Genomic DNA, 19967 nt, shown 5'->3' with positions numbered 1-19967 from the left:
TGGAACGAGTACGGCAAACTGGAATTTGACTAATCCTACATGTGCATCATATTACACTCATGTAATTATCCTCTACATAAACAGCTTTTCCATCAGCAAGCTTAATCTCATCTTTGCCGTTCGGTAATACTGTTGTTTCAGAACCATTCCAATGGGGGATAATAGGATTGTCAATAATATGTAATCCATCTGTTAAATTTCCCGCCGCATACATACTTCCTGCACTGATTCCGACATATATAAGTCCGTTTTTAATTGCATTATTAAGTATTCTATCAAAACCAGTTCTAGACATTTCACGACAAAGCACAGATACATCACCACCACTGACAAAAACAGCATCAAATTGGTTTAATTCTTCAAAAGTTAATAGCCTTGTAAGCATAAACGGGGTTGTAACATACGAAGAATAGGTTCTTTGATAGTCTTTTGAAAGAATTAATTCCAGATTGTACACTAATATATTTTCGTACTGAATTCCCATTAGAAAGAGTTCATGAAAACATATTGCAAGCGACTCTCTTGCACCATCTGTTTCAATGCCAGCTGTTGGAATATAAAGCACTTTCACATCCTTCGGACACTTTCCAATAATATCAAAGAATTTCTCTTTCATCTTATCGGTCAACCCTGCAGATGTAAGAAATAGATGTTTTCCATTCATATTCTTTTACCTCGTCAAACTCCGATTTACTGGGCTAAGCCGAGTATACCACACTCCACCATGAAAGAACACCCCGATATAGTGAAATTTTGCCATTTTTCTGCGTACGTGCGTACACGCTCCGCAGGGATTCTAAGGGGCTTGACCCCTTGGCACACAGACTTTGGCACAAAGTCTAGTGTGTTACACCTTGTCAGAGGTGTACAGGCTCCCGGTACGCACGTACGCAGCGACTACTCCCAAACGCGCCATATAGGGGGACGACCAAGTTCGCACAAAGCGAACTTGATTCCGCAAAGCAAAAGGCAGGATACCACTATCATAGTGATACCCTGCCTTTGCTCGTTTACCGTTCCGAGTAGTCCTTCCGCAAAACCTCCGATAAACAAAAAACGTACCCGAACCCTTTTTCGTAAAGAATCGGGTTCGAGTACGAACTGTATGGTGGACGGTACAGGACTCGAACCTGTGACCTCCTGCACGTCAAGCAGATGCTCTACCAGCTGAGCTAACCGTCCATATTCTGTTTGTGCCGCAATCAGCTTGATTATGATATCATACCGCCGGGCAAAAAGCAAGCCCTTTTTTGAAAATTCTGCAAACTTTTTGATGTCCGGTTTACTGTGGATAGAAAATCAGCCGCCCAGCGCACATTTTGTAAACCGCCCCAAGGCGTTTCCGTTGCCCTGAACGCCGGTTTGTGGTATAATACATTGATTATAATAGGAAAGGTATCGCAGAATGAGAGTTTTGGGCATCGACCCGGGTTACGCCATTGTGGGCTGGGGCGTTTTGGACTATGCGGGCAACCGGTTTGCACCGGTGGATTTCGGGGCCGTGTGCACCGATGCCGGGGTGCCGTTTGAGCAGCGGCTGGACGAGGTCTACACCGGCATCCGGGAGGTCATCGAACGGACACAGCCTGAGGTGCTTGCCATCGAAAAGCTGTTCTACCAGCACAACCAGACCACTGTGATCGGCGTGGCCGAGGCCCGCGGGGTCATCCTGCTGGCGGCGGCGCAGGCGGGCATCCCTATCTACGAGTACACCCCCATGCAGGTGAAACAGGCCGTTACCGGCTACGGCAAGGCCGTGAAAAAGCAGGTGCAGGAGATGACCCGCATCCTGCTGCATCTGCCCGCTGTGCCAAAGCCTGATGATACCGCCGATGCACTGGCCATGGCTATCACCTTTTGCCATACCAACGGCAACCAGCTGAACCGCTTTGCAAGAAGGGGCGTTGGGCCGATTTGAGCCCTCTCCGTCAATGCTGCGCATTGCCACCTCTCCCGAAGGGAGAGGCAATCGCGGCTTTTGGTATCAGTGGATGAGTACAGTAGCAGCTGCCTGATTCGATGCTTTGGCTCCCCCTTTGGGGGAGCTGGCGAGCGAATGCGAGACTGAGAGGGGAAGGCTGCTGGAGGAAAACTATGATTTACAGTCTATCCGGAAAAATCATCAAAAAGACCCTGAACGCTGTTGTGGTGAGCTGCGGCGGGGTGGGCTACTATGTGCAGTGCCCGACCAGCGTTGCGGGCGCACTGCCCGGGGTGGGCAGGGAAGCCACCCTTTACACCGTGATGAGCGTGACCGAAAATGACATCAGCCTGTATGGCTTTGCCACTGAGGAGCAGCAGAGCTGCTTTGAGCTGCTGACCGCCGTTTCCGGTGTGGGCCCCAAGGTGGGCCTTGCCATTCTCAGTGTCATGGAGCCTGACCGGGTGGCGCTGGCGATCTCGGCAGGCGACCACAAGGCCTTCAAGGCGGCATCCGGCGTAGGCCCCAAGCTGGCCCAGCGCATCGTGCTGGAGCTGAAGGATAAGGTAGCAAAGGGCTTTGTAGATGGCATCAACCTTGAGGATGTGGGCGCGGCCACTGCCGCCCCCGCCGCACAGGGAGCCGGGCAGGCCATTGCGGCGCTGGTCTCGCTGGGGTACAGCCAGAGCGAAGCAGCCCTGGCCGTTTCCAAGATCGACGCAAGCCTTCCCGTGGAAGAGATCATCAAGCTGGCCCTGCGGGGCATGGCAGGCAGGAGGTAATCCATGCAGGACGAAACCGCGCTCTATGGCGCAAAAATGATGCAGCCCAGCTTAACGGCGGCGGACAACGAGGAAAACAGCCTTCGCCCGCAGCATCTGGAGGACTACATCGGACAGGACAAGGTCAAACAGAACCTGAAAATTTATCTGGAAGCCGCCAAGCGGCGCGGCGAGCCCATGGATCACATCCTGCTCTACGGCCCCCCGGGCCTGGGCAAGACTACGCTGGCGGGCATCATCGCCAACGAGATGGGGGTGCAGATCCGCATCACCAGCGGCCCTGCCATTGAGAAGCCCGGCGACCTTGCCGCCCTGCTGACCAATCTGCAGGAGGGCGATGTGCTCTTCATTGATGAGATCCACCGCCTGTCCCGGCAGGTGGAGGAGGTGCTCTACCCGGCGCTGGAGGATTACGCGCTGGATATTATGATCGGCAAGGGCCCCAGCGCCCAGAGCATCCGGATCAACCTGCCCCGCTTCACGCTGGTGGGCGCTACCACCCGTGCGGGCCAGATCACCGGCCCCCTGCGGGACCGCTTCGGTGTGCTGCTCAAGCTGGAGCTGTACAGCCCCGATGAGCTGAGCCGGATCATCCAGCGCTCGGCGGGCATCCTCGACCAGCCCATCACCCCGGAGGGCGCTTACGAGCTGGCCAAATGCAGCCGGGGCACCCCCCGCGTGGCAAACCGCTTCTTGAAGCGTGTCCGCGACTTTGCCACCGTGCTGGGGGATGGCATCATCGACCGGGACGTTTCCCTGATGAGCCTGAAGCGGATGGATGTGGACGCGCTGGGTCTGGACGAGCTGGACCGCAGCCTGCTCCGCGCCATCATTGAGATGTACAACGGCGGCCCTGTGGGCCTGGAAACGCTGGCGGCGGCGCTGGGCGAGGAGGCCGTGACGCTGGAGGACCTGTGTGAGCCCTACCTGATGCAGATGGGCTTTCTGACCCGCACTCCCCGGGGCCGCTGTGCCACCCGCCTTGCCTATGAGCACCTGGGCCTGAAAGCCCCCGAGAACGGAAGCCCGGAGGACAACGGCCAGCAGAGCCTGTTCTGAGCCGTTTGAAGAGAGAAAGGAGGACGCTTATGCGCCCTGCAGATAGTTGGAAAGATTACGAGCTGCTGGATGCCACCGGCGGCAACCGCCTGGAGCGCTGGGGAGAGACCATCCTCATCCGGCCCGACCCGCAGGTGGTGTGGAAAACCGAGAAGCAGAGCCCGCTCTGGGCCAAGGCCGATGCCATCTACCACCGCTCCAATCAGGGGGGCGGAGAGTGGGAGTACCGCCGCCGTCTGCCTGAGAAGTGGAAGATCTCCTGCGGTGAGGGCGAGGACAAGCTGACCCTTATCGTCAGCCCCACCGGCTTCAAGCACACCGGCGTGTTCCCGGAGCAGGCCGTTAACTGGGCCTGGTACGCCCAAAAGATCCGTGCGGCAGGCCGCCCTGTCAAGGTGCTGAACCTGTTTGGCTACACCGGCGGCGCAACGCTGGCCTGTGCCGCTGCGGGTGCTGCCGTCTGCCATGTGGATGCGTCCAAGGGCATCGTAGCGTGGGGCAAGGACAACGCCGTGGCCAGTGGTCTGGCGGACCGGCCCATCCGCTGGCTGGTGGACGACTGCGCCAAGTTCGTGGCCCGGGAAAAGCGCCGGGGCAACACCTACGATGGCATCATCATGGACCCGCCCAGCTACGGCCGCGGCCCCGGCGGCGAGATCTGGAAGCTGGAGGACTGCATCTACGAGCTCATCAGCCAGTGCGAGGAAGTGCTGAGCGATACGCCCCTCTTCTTTGCGGTCAACAGCTACACCACCGGCCTGTCCCCCGCGGTCATGGAGTATATGCTCAAGACCACGCTGGTGCCCCGCTTTGGCGGCAAGACCAGCTGTGATGAGATCGGCCTGCCCGTTTCCGCCACCGGCGGCGTTGTGCCCTGCGGCGCAACGGCCATTTGGGAAGAATGAAGCCCTCTCCGTCAATGCTGACGCATTGCCACCTCTCCCAGAGGGAGAGGCAATTGCGGCTTCAGGGAAGGGAAAATAGAATTCAGAAGATGCTGCCCTTTTAGATGCGATGGCTCCCCCCTTGGGGGAGCTGGCGAGCGAAGCGAGTCTGAGAGGGTTGGTCATTTAGAATGGGGTACAGCCCTTTTGAGAAGGGCGCACCACCGGAAAGAGAAAACCTATGGAAGAAACGATTTTAACTGCGAAAGATCTGAAGTTCCGCTATGACCCGGAACAGCCGGACTACGCCCTGAACGGCGTGTCGGCTGAGGTGAAGCGGGGCGAATTTGTGGCAGTGCTGGGGGCCAACGGCTGTGGAAAATCCACGCTGGCCAAGCACTTCAATGCCATCCTTCTGCCGGAGAGCGGCACTGTGCTGGTGGAAGGGATGGACACCAAAGACGAGGACAAGATCTACGATATCCGCCAGACCGTGGGCATGGTGTTCCAGAGCCCGGACAACCAGATCGTTGCCACCGTGGTGGAGGAAGATGTTGCCTTTGCGCTGGAAAATCTGGGCGTGCCGCCGGAGGAGATGCGCCGCCGTGTGGATGAAGCGATGAAGATGGCGGGCATCTACGAGTACCGGGAGCGTGCGCCCCACAACCTGTCCGGCGGCCAGAAGCAGCGCGTTGCCATTGCGGGCGTGGTCGCCATGCGGCCCGACTGCCTGATCCTGGACGAGGCCACCGCCATGCTTGATCCCCGGGGCCGGGAGCAGGTGATGCAGACCATCCACCATCTGAACAAGAACATGGGCATCACGGTGGTGTCCATCACCCACTATATGGAAGAAGCTGCTCAGGCCGACCGCGTGCTGGTGATGAGCAAGGGCAATGTGGTCATGGAGGGCACCCCGAAAGAGGTATTCAGCCAGACCGAAAAGGTGCGCGCCCTGCGGCTGGATGTGCCGCAGGCTGCCGAGCTGCGGGATGAGCTGGTCAAGGCCGGCATCCCCATGCCCGAGGGCATCATCGACACCGGCGCGTGCGCACAGGCTCTGTATGAGCTTTTGAAGTAAGGGAGGGGACGGAAGATGGGAAGCATTATCAAAGTAGATCACCTGAGTTATGTCTATAACCCGGGAATGCCCAATGCCGTCACCGCACTGGATGACGTGAGCTTTGAGGTGGAAGAGGGAGACTTTGTGGGCATCATCGGTGCCACCGGCTCCGGAAAGAGTACCCTGATCACCCACATGAACGGCCTGAACAAGCCCACCAGCGGCCACATCATCATCGATGGCCGCGACCTGTGGGCCGAGCCGGAAAAGATCCGGGAATTCCGTTTCCTCACCGGTCTGGTGTTCCAGTACCCGGAGTACCAGCTGTTTGAGGAAACATGCTATAAGGATATCGCCTTTGGCCCCAGAAACATGGGGCTGGACGAGGCCGAGATCGACAGACGGGTGCATGAAGCAGCGGATTTTGTCGGCCTGGATGAGGCGTTGCTGCAGCGCAGCCCCTTTGAGCTGTCCGGCGGCCAGAAGCGCCGGGTGGCCGTGGCGGGTGTGATGGCCATGAAGCCCCGCATTCTGGTGCTGGATGAGCCTGCCGCCGGTCTGGACCCCGAGGGCCGGGACGAGATCCTGTCTGAGGTCAAGGAATACCACAAAAAGACCGGCACCACCGTGCTGCTGGTCTCCCACAGCATGGAGGATATTGCCAAGTACGCGGACCGTGTGCTGGTGATGAGCAACAAGAAGATCGCCATGTATGACACCGTGGAGAACGTGTTTGCCCGTGCGCCCGAGCTGCTGGCGCTGGGCCTGAGCGTGCCGCAGGTCACAAAGATCTTCCTCAAGCTGCGGGAGATGGGGGTGGATGTCCCGGCGGATGTTTACACTGTGCCCTATGCCGTCAAGATGATTTTGGAAGCCAAGAAGCGCCGGGACGCAGGCGAAAGCCTTGTGCTGCCCCGTGTGGATGCAAAGAAGGGGGGCGCTGCCACATGCTGAGAGATATCACCATCGGTCAGCACTTCCCGGGCGACAGCCTTGTGCATAAGTTCGACCCCCGCATGAAGCTGGTGCTGACCATCGTCTACATCATCCTGCTGTTTGCAGCGTCCAACCCGCTGGGCCTGACGCTGTCCCTTGTATTCCTTGTGGCCATGTACGGCGTGGCAAAGATCCCCTTCAAGCTGATCACCAAGAGCCTGAAGCCCATTTTGCCCATCATCCTCTTTACCGCGGTGCTCAACCTCTTCTTTGTTTCGGGCGAGGGCGAGCCGCTGGTGCACTTCTGGGTGCTGAACATCTACGCCGAGGGCCTGCGCTATGCCATCCTGATGGCGGTGCGCGTGATGGCACTGATTGCGGGCACCAGCCTGCTGACCTATACCACCAGCCCCATTGTGCTGACGGATGCCATCGAGCAGCTGCTCAAGCCTTTGGGCAGGCTGCACTTCCCGGTGCATGAGCTGGCTATGATGATGAGCATTGCCCTGCGCTTTATCCCGACCCTGATCGAAGAGACCGACAAGATCATGAACGCCCAGAAAGCCCGTGGTGCCATGCTGGACAACGGCTCCATGATGGAGCGCGTCAAGGCGCTGGTGCCGGTGCTCATCCCGCTGTTCATCTCGGCCTTCCGCCGCGCCGATGAGCTGGCCATGGCCATGGAGTGCCGCTGCTACCGCGGCGGTGATGGCCGCACCCGCCTGAAGGTGCTGCGCTGCACCCGGCAGGATTATATCGACCTGGCGGTGTGCATCGTCTGCTTTATGGTGATCCTGAGCTCGAGACTGGTGTTCCCGAATTTTTAAAAACTCCCCCAGTTGCCTGCGGCGACAGCCCCCTCGAGGAGGGGGCCTTATAGCCTCCCTCTTTGAGGGAGGTGGCACGGCAAAGCCGTGACGGAAGGAGTTCCATGCAGAACTATTTACTGACCCTTGCCTACGACGGCACCAATTACTGCGGCTTTCAGGTGCAGCCCAACGGGCGGAGCGTGGCCCAGACCTTTCAGGATGGGCTGGAAGCGGTGCTCCACAGCCGCCCCGATATCAAGGGGTGCAGCCGCACCGATGCCGGGGTCCACGCGCTGGGCTTTGCGCTGAACTTCCACGCGGAGACCCGCATCCCCCCCGAAAAGCTGCCGCTGGCCATCAACCAGCACCTGCCCCCGGATATCCGGGTGCTGTGCGCCCGGGTGGTGCCGGAGGAGTTCCACGCCCGCTATGCCGCCCATACCAAGACCTACCTGTACCGCATCCACAACCACCCCATCGATTCGCCTTTTGATGAAAAATATTACACCCGGGTGCCCCGGCGGCTGGATGTGGATGCCATGCAGAGGGCGGCGGAACAGTTTGTGGGAAAGCACGATTTTCTGGCCCTGTGCGCGGCGGGCTCCTCTGCTGCTGCCCACGGAGATACCGTGCGCACCATCACTGACTGCCATGTGACCCGGAAGGGCGACGAGGTGGACATTGAGGTGACAGCGGACGGCTACCTCTATAACATGGTGCGCATTCTGGCAGGCACCCTGTGTGAGGTGGGCGCGGGCCGGATGCAGCCCGATGCCATCCCCGGCATCCTTGCCAGCCGGGACCGCAGCCAGGCCGGGCCGACGCTGCCCGCGAAAGGGCTATTTTTGGAGAAGGTGGACTACGACCTATGAGAAAAAATCGCAACCGTCCGGAGAGTGACGAGCCGCTTTCGGAAGGGCGGGTCGAATATCTGGAAGCTGCCCGCCAGCGTGTGCGGAACCGGCGCATCCGCCGCACGGCGGTGCTGCTGGTGCTGCTGACGGCGGTGGTGCTGTTTGCCACCGGCATCGCGGGCAGCTCGGTGGCGGCCCTGAAGGACCTGACCGATACGGCCCGCATTGCCCTGCTGCCCGGCTCCGGCTGGCCCCAGCAGACCGGTGTGGCCGAGCTGGAACAGATGGCCCCCCTGACCGGCAGCTTTGTGGAGCTGGGGGACGAGGGCTGTGTGGTCTGGTCGCGCACCGGCAAAAAGCTGAACAGCATCCAGAGCGGCTATGCCCGCCCGGCGCTGGCCGCGGGCAAGACCCGCTTTGTCCTCTACAACCGCTCCGGAAACGAGCTGCGGGTGGAGAGCCGCACCCAGAACCTTTACACCAAGCAGCTGGAAAACAGCATTTTCCTCTGCGCCATGTCGGACAACGGCACGCTGGCCGTGGTCACGGAGGACCAGACCAGCATGGCAAAGCTGCTGGTATACAGCCCCTCCATGGAGCAGCAGCTCAGCTGGAGCATGACCTCCAACGACGGCACCCCCCTGCGGATGGCCTTTTCCCCCGACAGCCGGAAGCTGGCGGCGGCAGCCGTCACCGTCAGCGGGGGACAGGTGATGACCAACCTCTACCTCATCAATCTGGCATCGGGCGATCCCGTCAGTCTGGTGAATCAGGGCGGTGTGCCCCAGTGGCTGGGGTGGACCTCCGCTTCCACGATCCTGGCTGTCTACGATACCAGGGCTGTGCTCTACAATGCGGGCGGCGGCGAGCGTGCGGTCTATGATTTTGCGGGCACGGAGCTGAAAGATGTTTCGGTGGACGCGGCAGGCAATGTGGCCCTGCTGCTGGCATCGGGGCAGGTCTCTCAGGCTGTGACGCTGGACAAAAACCTGAACGTCCAGTTCAGCGCCGCTGTCTCGGCGGCAAATTCCATTGTCCGGGCGGGGAACCTGTTCTATCTGCTGGCCGATAACGCCGTGGAGTGCTTTGATGCATCTGGCACCCAGCAGTGGAGCCAGAACCTTGACACCAGCCCGCAGGCATTGCTGGCCAACAGCAAGGATCTGCTGCTGTTCAGCGGCAACACGGTGCAGAAGTTGGAAACACCCGCTGAATAGCCCTCTCCGTCAATGCTTGCGCATTGCCACCTCTCCCAAAGGGAGAGGCAATTGCGGCTTTGAGGAAAAAGAGTGCAATTTATTTTGTGGCTTCCCCTGTCAGAAGCGTTGGCTCCCCCTTTGGGGGAGCTGGCACGACAGCAGTCGTGACTGAGAGGGTAAGCCAGTTCGGAATAAGGTTAAACGTATGTTCAAGAATCCGTCATTTATTTTTGATATCCTATGTACGGTGGTCTGGCTGGTGCTGGCCGTCCGGTATGCCCGCAAAGGCTTTCTGGCCTCGGTGGTGCAGCTGATGGGCAGCCTCATCAGCCTGTTCGGTGCCAGAGCCTTTTCAGGCTGGGCAGCCGGGCAGGTGTTCGAGCGCTTCCTCGCCGGAAGCTTCCGGGACCAGATCGCTGCCAATATCGCCGCCGGGGGAGCCGTCAGTTTGGATGGCATTGCCCAGCGGTACGCGGGCTTTCTGCCCGAGGCGTTCCGGGCATCCATCGTGGATGCCTGCGAGCGCTCCATCTCTGCCGTCCTCAATGACAACGCCGTTGTGCTGGCGGATACCATCGTCCAGAAGGTGCTGGCTCCGCTGCTGACTCCGGTGATCTCGCTGGTGCTGTTCTTTGTGGCGTTCGCCCTGCTGCGGATGCTGGTCAGCCTGCTGGCCACAGTGCTGGGGCTGGTGAACAAGCTGCCCGTGATCGGTGCAGTGAACCACTGGCTGGGCTGGGGCGTGGGCGGCATTGCCAGCCTTGTGGACATCTATCTGGTGCTCTGCGTGGTCTGGGCGCTCATTGTGATCACCGGCGGCAACCTCACCATGCTCAACGACACGGTGATGAGCGGCAGCCTTTACTATAAAGTATTCAATGTGTTCAACCCGTTTGTCTGAGCGGGGAGGGAAAAGGAGGAACAATGGTCTGCATTCGATGCCAGAAGCGGCCTGCCATTATTTTTGTCCAGCGGATGGAAAATGGCCAGATGAAAAACGAGGGGTACTGCCTGCACTGTGCCCGGGAGATGCACATCAAACCGGTCGATGATCTGATGAAGCAGTTTGGCATGTCTGATGAGGACATGGATGCCATGGAAGACCGGATGGAAAACATGATGCAGGAGATGGGGGACATGAGCAACATGAATCCCTTCTCCATGATGATGGGCATGGGCCAGCCGGACCAGAGCGAAGAGGACGGCGACCTTGTGCCCGGCTCCAGCGCCACCTTCCCGCTGGGGGTGAACGGCGGTGCCCAGAACGGTAAAAACGAAAAGAAGGCGGGCAAAAACGACAAAAAGCCGCCCCGCCGCAAGTTTCTGGATACCTACTGCGAGAACCTGACCCGCAAAGCCCGGGAGGGGAAGCTGGATGATATCATCGGCCGCGATCGGGAGATCTACCGCACCATCCAGATCCTGAGCCGCCGCCAGAAGAACAACCCCTGCCTCATTGGTGAAGCGGGCGTTGGCAAGACCGCCATTGCCGAGGGCATTGCTGAGCGCATTGCCAAGGGGCAGGTGCCGGCAGGGCTGCAGGATAAGGAGATCTTCCTGCTCGACCTGACCAGCCTTGTGGCAGGCACCCAGTTCCGCGGCCAGTTCGAGCAGCGGGTCAAGGGCCTGCTGAGCGAGGTCAAGGCGGCGGGCAATGTCATCCTGTTCATTGACGAGATCCACACCATTACCTCTGCCGGTGAGAGCGAGGGTGCCATGAATGCGGGCAACATCCTGAAGCCCGCCCTCTCCCGCGGCGAGATCCAGGTCATCGGTGCCACCACCTTCAACGAGTACCGCAAGTATATCGAGAAGGACCAGGCGCTGGAGCGCCGGTTCCAGCCCGTGCGGGTGGAGGAGCCCAGCGTCGCTGATACGCTGGCCGTGATGGGCGGCATCAAGCACTACTACGAGGAGCACCACCATGTGCAGGTGCCCGCCGATGTGCTGAACGCCACCGTGACCCTGAGCGAGCGGTATATCACCGACCGCTACCTGCCCGATAAGGCCATCGACCTGCTGGACGAGGCATGTGCCTGCTGCAATCTGGCCCACCCGGTCATCTCCGAGTACCTGACCATGCAGAAGGAACTGGAGGCCCTCAAGCAGGAAGAGGCCGACATGGAAAACGCCGATGTGAACGAACCCATCGATTACGAGCGTGTGGCAGAGCGCAAGACCCGGATGGCACAGCTGGAGCGGGAATTGCCCGCCAAGCAGGCTGCAGCCGGGGAGATCCAGGTGACCATGGACGATGTGGCCAAGGTCATTGAGCTGTGGACGGGCATCCCGGCGGTGAAGATCCGGGAGACCGAGTATGCAAAGCTCGCCAGCCTTGAGACCGAGCTGAAAAAGAAAATCATCGGTCAGGACGATGCCGTGCATCTGGTGGCGCAGGCGGTCAAGCGCAGCCGCGCCGACCTGTCGGGCCGCCGCCGTCCGGCCAGCTTCATCTTTGTGGGCCCCACCGGCGTGGGCAAGACGGAGCTGGTGAAGCAGCTGGCAAACCAGCTCTTTGACGGCCCAGACCCCCTGATCCGGCTGGATATGAGCGAGTATATGGAGAAGTACGCGGTGTCCCGCATGATCGGTTCCCCTCCGGGCTATGTGGGCTACGAGGAGGCGGGTCAGCTGACTGAAAAGGTCCGCCGCCGCCCGTACAGCGTGGTGCTGTTCGATGAGATCGAAAAGGCCCACCCCGATGTGATGAATATCCTGTTGCAGATCCTGGACGAGGGCAAGATCAACGATGCCCAGGGCCGCACCGTGGATTTCTCCAACACCGTCATCTGCATGACCTCCAATGCGGGCAGCAGCGACCAGACCACCGCAAGTCTGGGCTTCAACCGTAGCGAGGAGGAACGGAACGAGGAGAAGAGCCGCAAGGCACTGAGCCAGTTCCTCCGCCCTGAGTTTTTGGGCCGCGTGGATGAGGTCATCACCTTCAAGCCGCTGAGCGAGGAGACCCTGCAGGGCATTGCCGCCCTGATGCTGGACGAGTACAAGCCCAGTATGGAGGCCAAGGGCATTGCCTACAGCTATACCCCGGCAGCACTGGCAGCGCTGGTGCACAAGAGCCAGGGCGGCAAGTTTGGTGCCCGCGACCTGCGCCGGACCATCCGCAAGGCTGTGGAGGACCCCGCCGCTGAAAAGATCATCGACGGCACCCTTGTTTCCGGCTCCACCCTGACCGTGGATGCTGAGAACGATGAGATCGTGCTGAAATAAAGAGCAAACAGAAAGCCGCTGCACAGCGTAACAACTGTGCAGCGGCTTTTGTAGTGTATAAAACCTCTCAGCCGTCTGCGGCGGCAGCTCCCCTGATAGGGGAGCCAAGCCCTGTGGGAGAGGTTACTCCACGCTGACCGGCACCTCCGGCTTGTTGGCGGTACGGGCGCTCGTGCGGCCCTCGGGAATGATCTCGCCTGCGGCGGTCAGGCTGAGCTTGGCCAGGGTCGGGCCCACCAGCTCGTACACCAGCACCGAGAAGAGCACCACGTTGCGCACCATGTGGCCGTCGGAAAGCTCGGCAGCCTCGGCGGCCATGCCCAGCGCCACACCGGCCTGCGGCAGCAGGGTGATGCCCAGATACTTCTGGATCTTCTCACTGCAGCAGGTGGCCTTGCAGCTGACATAGGAGCCGGAGATCTTGCCCAGAGAGCGGGAAGCAATATAGACGGCACCAATGAGCAGGACCATGGGGTTTGCAAGGATGTTCAGATCCAGCTCCGCGCCGGACAGCACGAAGAACAGGATGTTCACCGGGCTTACCCAGCGGTCCAGGCGGTCCATCAGCTCATCGGAAGTGGGGCAGATGTTGCAGAACACGGTGCCGGTCATCATGCAGACCAGCAGCAGCGAGAAGCTGCAGTGGATGGGGCCGACCTCAAAGCTGACCATGGAAAGGCCCACCGTCAGCAGCACAAAGGCCACCGAAAGGCTCATGCGCTTGGAGCGGGAGTGGAAGTAGATCTCCAGCTGGTTGAGCAGCAGACCGGCCAGCGCGCCCAGGCCCAGGCTGAGTACGATCTCCACCAGAGGCTCCAGAAGGATGCTGATGGGGTCGATGCGGCCCTGTTCCAGCGCGGTTGCGATGCCGAAAGAGGCTGAGAAGAGCACCAGACCCACGGCATCGTCAATGGCGACCACCATCAGCAGCAGGCGGGTCAGGGGACCGCTTGCCTTGTACTGCTTGACCACCATCAGGGTGGCGGCAGGGGCTGTGGCAGAGGCGATGGCACCCAGCGTGATGGCCGATGCCATTGAGATGACATCCGGCCGGGCAAAGTGCAGGGCCACCAGAGCGATATCCACCAGCACGGTGGTGATAACGGCCTGCAGGATGCCCACAGTAACCGCCTGCCTGCCCATGTTCTCCAACACGCTGAGCCGGAACTCGTTGCCGATGACAAAGGCGATGAAGCCCAGTGCCACCTGTGTGATGATGCCGTAGCTCTCGACCTGTGCAAGGCTCCCGAAGCCGAAGCCCCAGCCGCTCAGGCCCAGCCGACCCAGAAAGAAGGGGCCCAGCAGAAGCCCCGCCACCAGATAAGAGGTGACAGCCGGCAGACGGACCGCTTTCGCTGCACGGGATGCCAACAGGCCTGCAATGAGTGAAAGAGACATGCAGATGAGCAATTGCTCCATAAAATAAGATCCTCCTGAGAAATTAAGATACGTTAAAAAGTATATCTTATCTGAGGAGGAAAAGCAACATTTGTTAATTGAATTTAAAAATCTTCTGTGCAAGGCGGTAACCGCCCAGCACGAGCTTGTCGCCCTTGGGGATCTTCAGGTTGGTCACGCCGCCAAAGCCGTAGCGGATGGAGCGGTAGACTCCGGCACTGGTGTGTGCCTTGAGGTAGGCCCACAGTTCGTTCTCCTTCTGCTTTGCGGCGGCACTGCCGTCCAGCAACAGGAAGATGTCGCTGATGGCCATCATCATGGAGAGGTAGTGCAGCATATAGCTGCGCAGCTTCTTCTGGCCCTTGAGGGCATCCAGGTCCTGGCAGTCGATCATGTGGCGGGTCACCCGCAGCTGCTGGTCCACCCGCTTGACCATCACACTCTCGTTCACGCTCTGGTCGGCCCGGCCGATGAAGTAGCGGTACAGGTCCAGATCCATATAGTACATGCTCTTGACAAAGGGCAGGGGCTGGTAGACAAAGATGTTGTCCACATAGAAGGTGTGCTTGGGCAGCACCATGCCGCAGTCCCGCAGCACCTGTGTGCGGTACATCACCGAGTGCATCAGCAGGTTCTGGTCGGGCCGGAAGTGGCCGACATGCGTCCAGTTGAACAGTCGGTTCTGGGGGAACACGTTGGTGTAGCGCACGGTGTGGCTGGTGTTGTCCTCCACATGCTCGTAGACATAGTTGCAGATCATCAGGTCAGGCGCGGTGCCCCGGGCAGTCAGCGTGTTCAGCTTGGCCAGCACGGTCCTGAGGGCTGCTTCGTCCAGCCAGTCGTCGCTGTCCACTACCTTGTAATACAGGCCGGTGGCGTTGCGGATGCCCTGATTCACGCCCTCGCCGTGGCCGCCGTTCTCCTGATGGATGGCCTTGACGATGGTGGGACATTTGGCAGCGTACTCATCGCAGATGGCGGGGGTGTCATCCCTGGTGGAACCATCGTCCACCAGGATGATCTCGGCCTGCTCCCCGGCGGAGAGCAGGGTCTCGATGCAGTGGCGCATATATGCCGCCGAGTTGTAGCACGGGACGGCGAAAGTGATCAATTTCTGAGCCATACAAAATACTCCTTTGCTCTTTTCCGGCAGATGCGCAAGGCAGGGGCCGGGATGGAGATATGTACCCATATTATAGCATTTTTGTGCAGGAAATGCTATCGAACGTGGGAAATGTCAGAGATGTTTTACAATTATCCGGGAAGTTGTGGTATACTGATTGGGTTATAAACCTCTCAGGCCGCTTTGTGTCCAGCTCCCCTGGTAGGGGAGCCAAGACTTGCCTCTCCTACTAGGAGAGGTGGCATTGCGAAGCAATGACGGAGCGGTTTTGTATGGATAGGAGGAACCATGGAAAGTCCGCATAGTATTCTGAAAAAAGTCTTTGGCTACGACAGCTTCCGCCCGGGTCAGGAGGAGATCGTCTCCCGCCTGCTGGCCGGGCAGGATGTGCTGGCCGTGATGCCCACAGGTGCGGGCAAGTCCATCTGCTATCAGGTGCCGGCCCTGCTGCTGCCGGGCGTCACCATCGTGGTCTCGCCGCTGGTGAGCCTGATGAAGGATCAGGTGGGGGCGCTGGTACAGGCAGGTGTGGCGGCAGCTTTCCTGAACAACAGCCTGACGGACAACCAGAAGGCCCTGATGCTCCGCCGCGCCCGGGAGGGGTGGTATAAGATCATCTATGTGGCTCCGGAGCGGCTGGAGATGCCGGGTTTCCAGCGGTTTGCGCAGGAGCGGGAGATCAGCATGGTCACGGTGGACGAGGCCCACTGCATCAGTCAGTGGGGGCAGGACTTCCGCCCCAGCTACCTGCGCATCAAGGCGTTTGTGGACAGCCTGCCCAAGCGCCCGGTGGTGGGAGCCTTTACGGCCACCGCCACGGCCCATGTGCGGGAGGACATCCGCACCCATCTGGAACTCCACACCCCCTACGAGGTGACCACCAGCTTCGACCGGCCCAACCTCTATTTTGCCACCCGCAGGGCTCTGCCCAGCGAGAAGCCCAAAGTTCTGCTCGACCTTGTGCTCAGGGAGCGGGACAATGCGGGCATCATCTATTGCAGCACCACCCGGCAGGTGGACGAGACCACCCGCCTGCTGCAGAGCCGGGGAATCCGTGCGGCAGCCTACCACGCCAAACTGGATGCGGATACCCGGCGGCAGAATCAGGACGATTTCCTCTATGACCGGGTGCAGATCATGGTGGCGACCAATGCCTTCGGCATGGGCATCGATAAGCCAAACGTCCGGTTCGTCATCCATTATAATATGCCCAAGGATCTGGAGAGCTATTATCAGGAGGCGGGCCGCGCGGGCCGTGACGGGGAGCCAGCCCGCTGCACCCTGCTCTATTCCGGCACCGATGTGCGCACCATCCGGTTCTTCATCGACAAGGAGATGGAGGCTGACAACGGCCTGCCTGCGGATGTCAAGGCCGAAGCGGCACGCAAGGCAGAGGAACGGCTCAAGTACATGACCTTCTACTCCACCACACCGCGCTGCCTGCGGGGGTATCTGCTGAGCTACTTCGGCGAGGCCGCGCCCCAGAAGTGCGAGAACTGTTCCAACTGTCTGCTGGCAGCACAGGCTGCCGAACAGGTGGAGGAGCAGGCGGCACAAGCCCGCCAGCGCGCCGCGGCCAGTGCAAAGCGGTTGGCCTCGGCCTCCCGCCGCCGTGCCGACGAAGATGCCCTCAGCGAAGCAGACGAGAAGCTGCTGGCTGCCCTCTATGCCCTGCGTAAGCGGCTGGCCGCAAAGCAGAAGCTCCCTGCCTATATGGTGTTCAATGATTCCACCCTCCGCCAGATGGCGCTGAAAAAGCCCCTGAGCGTGGAGGAACTGCTCAATATCCCGGGTGTGGGCGAGAAAAAGGCCGCCCGCTATGGGCAGGAGTTCCTGAGTGTCATTGAGGATATGGTAAGTTCAAGGTAACATAAAACAGAAAGGAAAAACCGGAAATGCCGCTCTGGGCTGAAAAGCTCGGGCGGCATTTCTGGTTTCGTCACTCTTTGACGGCCTCACCCTCTCAGTCTCGCTATCGCTCGACAGCTCTCCCGAAGGGAGAGGTGGCATTGCGCAGCAATGACGGAGAGGGCCACCCCCCATCCCAGTCAAACTACACTAAAAAATAGACTATATTTGTAACATATTCCGAACATGACAAAAACACTTGATTTATATGTAGGGGGGGGGGGGTATAATAGGATGTGCAAGAGCACCCCCGCAAAACAGAAGAATTGGCAAACCAGCCGGAAGGCTGCGACGCAAAGCTAAAGGGCCCAGACCGGGCAACCAGCTGCACTTCCCAAGAAGTACATCCACAGCGCCACACCAGCCTTTCGGGGCAGGTGCGGCGCTTTTTTACGTTTGCGGTGGGTGCAATACACATTTGGGGTAGACTCTAAAGGAGGAATCACAATGAAACTCAAACGACTTGTCAGCGCCATTCTGGCCGTTGGCATGGCTTTGACAATGCTGCCCACGGCGGCGTTTGCGGCAGATAAACCTACGTATGTGAATCATCTTAGTTTTATTGGTGACCAGCCGGATACCAAAGGGAAAAATGCGGTTAATGGTATGATCATTGTTGATCATGCCTATAATTGGTCATGGTCAGGTAGTGATGCGTCATCATATAAATTAAATTTCACTGCTACTTTTGATCCTAATGAAGTCAATGCTGAAGTGCCAAATACTATCCCATGTGAGGTTCGCAACCAAGCTGGAATAATCAAAGATGGCATCTTTCAGAAATGTGTTTATAACTTTTCAACGATTGAGAATGGACAATTCGAATCGATCGATGCACGTTCATCTGGAATAGTGAAAGGTGGATATATCAAGAATTACACTTCTACTGTATCTGATAACACAGAGTTCGAGAATGGAATTGTCTACGGAAGCTTTGAAATGACAAAGGGAACGCTTACCGGTGGTCTGATTTGCCAGCTTCCGGATAATTTTACATCGACGACATATCAGTATCTGAAAGCACCCGGATGCTCGATTATTCCGGTGATTCCTAACCTTCCGGAGGATGTTGTCTTTAATGAAAGTGTTTATATGGTAGGTAAGAATCAGCCCCATACTTTCAAAGTTATCGCTACTTCCAAGACATTCCGTAATTGGAATTATGACGAAAGCCTTTCTCCTTATATTATTAAAATTGATGATAAGACGCTTCAGGTTACAGTGCCTGATACAGGAAATATCTATATTGAGGCCGCTGTTGATAAGGTTCCGCTTTCGGAGAATACGATTGGTCTTGTTGATGGCAAAATAGTTCCCGTGGATAAAGACGGCGAACTTTACTCTGGTAGCGAACATGATGGGTGGATTTATGATTCTAATACAAACACTTTAACCATTAAAGAGAAGTGTGATGATGGTACTGATAGTATCGTTGATTTAGGAAATACAGAGGTCGATTGGAATATCAAAAATTTCGGCATCATCAATGGGGGTATTTTTATCTCTGAAAATCCGTCTGAGGGCACTCTTAGAAACGAAGAAACCGGCAAGATTGAGGGTGGGAAATTTAATACTTCTGTAAGAAACTTCGGAACTATCGATGACGGTATATTTAATTTCAGCGTAAGCAATTATGGCACAGTAAATAATGGTACATTTACCGATCGCTATTCAAATGCCTCTGTATCCAAAACAAATCCAGATAATACTGTTACTAAAAATTACGGATTTACTAATGGCGGTATTTTTTCACGATATGCAAGCTTCGACAATCAGCCCGACATTAAACTCAGCTGGGTCACTCTGAACAACTGCACCGCCAACGGCATCTCCGGCTTGGTGGGCGTTGTGGGCAACCAGACCCTGAACGTGGAAGCAGATGCAACCTCCTGGACCGGCTGGGAAGTCACTGCCGACCCGAGCTATGAAGAAGCAATCACCAAGCAGGTGGGCAATACCACTGCATTTGACCTGACCTTGAACGGCGACGACGAGTGGAGCGTTACCCTGACCGCACAGGTCAAGGAAGGCTACTACCGGATGAGCCTGACCGATGGCACCGCCACCAATGCCGACGGCACAGAGATCACCTCTGCCAAGGCAGGCGATACCGTCAAGCTGACCGCTGCCGATGCCCCGGAGGGCATGGTGTTCGACCGCTGGGAGATTTCCCCTGCGGATGTGGCTCTGACGCTGGAAGAGGGCGGTTTTGATTCCCATGCCGCCACTGCAAGCTTCAAGATGCCTGCACAGACTTTGAGCATCCGTGCGATGTACCGGATGGCCGACCAGCCCGAGGAACCCAACGTTCTGGGCACCGTTGCCATGGTGGCAACCGCCGGTGTGGGCGCTGCTGTGGTTGGTTATACCGGCTACATGATCGGCACCGAGCTGTATCTGAACACTGTCCTGCCCGATGGTGTGGCCATCCCGCAGAACACCGCCGAACTGGCAAAGCTGGTCTGGACTGAAGCCGGAAAGCCTGCCCCTGCCGCTGTGATGGCTCCCGATGCCACCGATGAACAGAAGGCTCTGACTTGGGCCATCGAGAACCAGCTCATCTCCGCCGATAAGGCCGCAGACGCTTCTGTGAGCCGCTGGGAAGTTATCCAGACTTGGAATAAGGCGCAGGAGATGAAGGGGTAAGATATCCTTCGTACAACCTCTCAGTCGCCTGCGGCGACAGCGTACGGGTTGCGGCTCCCAGCGTCCGCATCGTGCAAGGTTTTGCACTTGCGTCCTGCTGGCCGCTGCCCCAACAACTCCTCCCTGCTTCCGCCACTGGCGGCGGTCGTCGTCGTTG

16 protein-coding genes, 1 tRNA gene and 1 riboswitch are annotated in these 19967 nt (G+C 58.3%); of the genes, 13 read left to right on the top strand and 4 right to left on the bottom strand.

What is annotated here, in order from left to right; translation table 11 throughout:
• Positions 1–46 precede the first annotated feature (46 nt).
• Together MTP40_RS12900 and MTP40_RS12895 are read right to left on the bottom strand one after the other, a co-directional pair.
• Positions 47–664, bottom strand: coding sequence for a Type 1 glutamine amidotransferase-like domain-containing protein (locus tag MTP40_RS12900; protein ID WP_005930833.1), 618 nt, complete (start codon positions 662–664; stop codon positions 47–49).
• Positions 665–1106: 442 nt separating this feature from the next.
• Positions 1107–1182, bottom strand: a tRNA-Val gene (locus MTP40_RS12895).
• A 223-nt stretch (positions 1183–1405) separates the two neighbouring features.
• Between MTP40_RS12895 and ruvC the strand changes: the two genes are divergently transcribed.
• The 11 genes from ruvC to MTP40_RS12840 all read left to right on the top strand — a co-directional run bounded on the left by ruvC (position 1406) and on the right by MTP40_RS12840 (position 12735).
• A complete protein-coding gene (ruvC, locus tag MTP40_RS12890; RefSeq protein ID WP_005934868.1) occupies positions 1406–1918 on the top strand; it encodes a crossover junction endodeoxyribonuclease RuvC in 513 nt (170 codons plus the stop codon).
• 176 nt (positions 1919–2094) lie between these two features.
• A complete protein-coding gene (ruvA, locus tag MTP40_RS12885; RefSeq protein ID WP_156067035.1) occupies positions 2095–2703 on the top strand; it encodes a Holliday junction branch migration protein RuvA in 609 nt (202 codons plus the stop codon).
• 3 nt (positions 2704–2706) lie between these two features.
• The gene (ruvB, locus tag MTP40_RS12880) at positions 2707–3762 is read left to right on the top strand and encodes a Holliday junction branch migration DNA helicase RuvB (RefSeq protein ID WP_249259503.1); all 1056 of its coding nucleotides are present in this window, start codon (positions 2707–2709) and stop codon (positions 3760–3762) included.
• 29 nt (positions 3763–3791) lie between these two features.
• The gene (locus tag MTP40_RS12875) at positions 3792–4667 is read left to right on the top strand and encodes a class I SAM-dependent methyltransferase (RefSeq protein WP_249259502.1); all 876 of its coding nucleotides are present in this window, start codon (positions 3792–3794) and stop codon (positions 4665–4667) included.
• 220 nt (positions 4668–4887) lie between these two features.
• On the top strand, positions 4888–5727 hold the full coding sequence (locus MTP40_RS12870) for an energy-coupling factor transporter ATPase (RefSeq protein WP_005934864.1): 840 nt from the start codon (positions 4888–4890) through the stop codon (positions 5725–5727).
• Between the two features lie 15 nt (positions 5728–5742).
• Positions 5743–6663: an energy-coupling factor transporter ATPase gene (locus MTP40_RS12865; RefSeq protein ID WP_005934863.1), complete on the top strand. Its 921-nt coding sequence runs from the start codon at positions 5743–5745 to the stop codon at positions 6661–6663.
• Entirely contained in the window at positions 6657–7472 is an 816-nt protein-coding gene (locus MTP40_RS12860) for an energy-coupling factor transporter transmembrane component T family protein (RefSeq protein ID WP_005934862.1), read from the top strand. Before MTP40_RS12865 ends, MTP40_RS12860 begins: the two co-directional genes overlap by 7 nt.
• Before the next feature lie 104 nt (positions 7473–7576).
• Positions 7577–8326: a tRNA pseudouridine(38-40) synthase TruA gene (gene truA / locus MTP40_RS12855; RefSeq protein WP_005934861.1), complete on the top strand. Its 750-nt coding sequence runs from the start codon at positions 7577–7579 to the stop codon at positions 8324–8326.
• Positions 8323–9525, top strand: coding sequence for a DUF5711 family protein (locus MTP40_RS12850; protein ID WP_249259501.1), 1203 nt, complete (start codon positions 8323–8325; stop codon positions 9523–9525). The genes truA and MTP40_RS12850 overlap by 4 nt, the downstream gene beginning before the upstream one ends.
• 187 nt (positions 9526–9712) lie before the next feature.
• Entirely contained in the window at positions 9713–10408 is a 696-nt protein-coding gene (locus MTP40_RS12845) for a hypothetical protein (protein ID WP_249259500.1), read from the top strand.
• Positions 10409–10431: 23 nt separating this feature from the next.
• Positions 10432–12735: an ATP-dependent Clp protease ATP-binding subunit gene (locus tag MTP40_RS12840; RefSeq protein ID WP_005934858.1), complete on the top strand. Its 2304-nt coding sequence runs from the start codon at positions 10432–10434 to the stop codon at positions 12733–12735.
• Positions 12736–12858: 123 nt separating this feature from the next.
• Here MTP40_RS12840 and MTP40_RS12835 read toward each other — a convergent pair whose 3' ends face one another.
• Together MTP40_RS12835 and MTP40_RS12830 are read right to left on the bottom strand one after the other, a co-directional pair.
• Positions 12859–14154: a cation:proton antiporter gene (locus MTP40_RS12835; RefSeq protein WP_249259499.1), complete on the bottom strand. Its 1296-nt coding sequence runs from the start codon at positions 14152–14154 to the stop codon at positions 12859–12861.
• 73 nt (positions 14155–14227) lie between these two features.
• A complete protein-coding gene (locus MTP40_RS12830; protein WP_249259498.1) occupies positions 14228–15256 on the bottom strand; it encodes a glycosyltransferase family 2 protein in 1029 nt (342 codons plus the stop codon).
• Positions 15257–15544: 288 nt separating this feature from the next.
• Between MTP40_RS12830 and MTP40_RS12825 the strand changes: the two genes are divergently transcribed.
• Both MTP40_RS12825 and MTP40_RS12820 read left to right on the top strand, forming a co-directional pair.
• Complete coding sequence (locus tag MTP40_RS12825; RefSeq protein ID WP_249259497.1) at positions 15545–17125, top strand: RecQ family ATP-dependent DNA helicase; 1581 nt, start codon at positions 15545–15547, stop codon at positions 17123–17125.
• A gap of 297 nt (positions 17126–17422) precedes the next feature.
• A riboswitch (cyclic di-GMP riboswitch) is annotated at positions 17423–17497 on the top strand.
• A gap of 114 nt (positions 17498–17611) precedes the next feature.
• The gene (locus tag MTP40_RS12820) at positions 17612–19810 is read left to right on the top strand and encodes an InlB B-repeat-containing protein (protein ID WP_249259496.1); all 2199 of its coding nucleotides are present in this window, start codon (positions 17612–17614) and stop codon (positions 19808–19810) included.
• The last annotated feature ends 157 nt before the right edge of the window (positions 19811–19967 follow it).

It is taken from the genome of Faecalibacterium sp. IP-3-29 (assembly GCF_023347335.1).
GTDB classification, from domain to species: Bacteria; Bacillota; Clostridia; order Oscillospirales; family Ruminococcaceae; genus Faecalibacterium; species Faecalibacterium duncaniae.
The sequence above is the reverse complement of the archived record's forward strand: the minus strand, read 5'-3'. Positions and strand labels throughout refer to the sequence as shown.